Below are 772 nucleotides of genomic sequence, written 5' to 3'. Positions count from 1 at the left end.
GCCACGCCCTTTCAAGATTGTGTCGGCCATCTTCTCAGCCACCATGATCGTAGGAAGATTTGTGTTGGCCCGGGGGCAGAATGGCATGACAGAGGCGTCAGCGATTCTCACGCCCGAAACGCCGCGGACGCGACCTGATGGATCGGTCACAGCGAGGGGATCCGACAGCGCACCCATCCGGCAGCTCGATGTCGGATGCCAACTGGCCGCCACGTTTCGGCGGACAAAGAGATCCAGACGCTCCTCGTTGTCGAGCAGAGTCGAAATCGTTTGACCGTTCGTGATGACGTGCTTCACAAGGCTGCGCCGCAACCGCGGAGAACTGTCCATGAGCATCGCCAGCGCCGACGTGAGCCCGTAGTTGACGCGATTGATCTTGCTCACCTGTTTGGCTCGCCAATTCCAGGCCGAGGGGAACGGATCGAGTGCGATTGCAGAAAGCGACTTCTGCTTCAGCAAGGCCGCAAGGAATCGAAAGCCACCCTTCAGTCGTTCGATATCCCGCTTGTCGCTCAACCAATTGAAATCCACCTCTGGTTCGATGGCATGAGAGCGATTCTTTAGGGTTACCGTTCCTATGGAATAGCTGCGGTTGACCCACAGGAAAAGCGAGCCAAGGCGTTTCCCGAGCGGATGCCAGGCCGACTTGGCGACCGCAGAGATTGCCATATCCGTCGAAGGACACCTGTCGTAACCCGAGGAGTAACGTGCATGCATCTGAATGTGACCACTCACATTGGCTGCCATGCGATTGTTCGGCTCCAGATATGTG

1 protein-coding gene is annotated in these 772 nt (G+C 57.4%); it reads right to left on the bottom strand.

What is annotated here, in order from left to right; genetic code table 11:
* The coding region (locus AC1D1L_RS33700) for a GMC oxidoreductase (protein ID WP_477345843.1) at nt 1-772 on the bottom strand (772 nt) is incomplete at both ends.

The organism is Mesorhizobium sp. P2_D6 (genome assembly GCF_056404315.1).
This window is presented reverse-complemented; position numbering and strand designations above follow the sequence as displayed.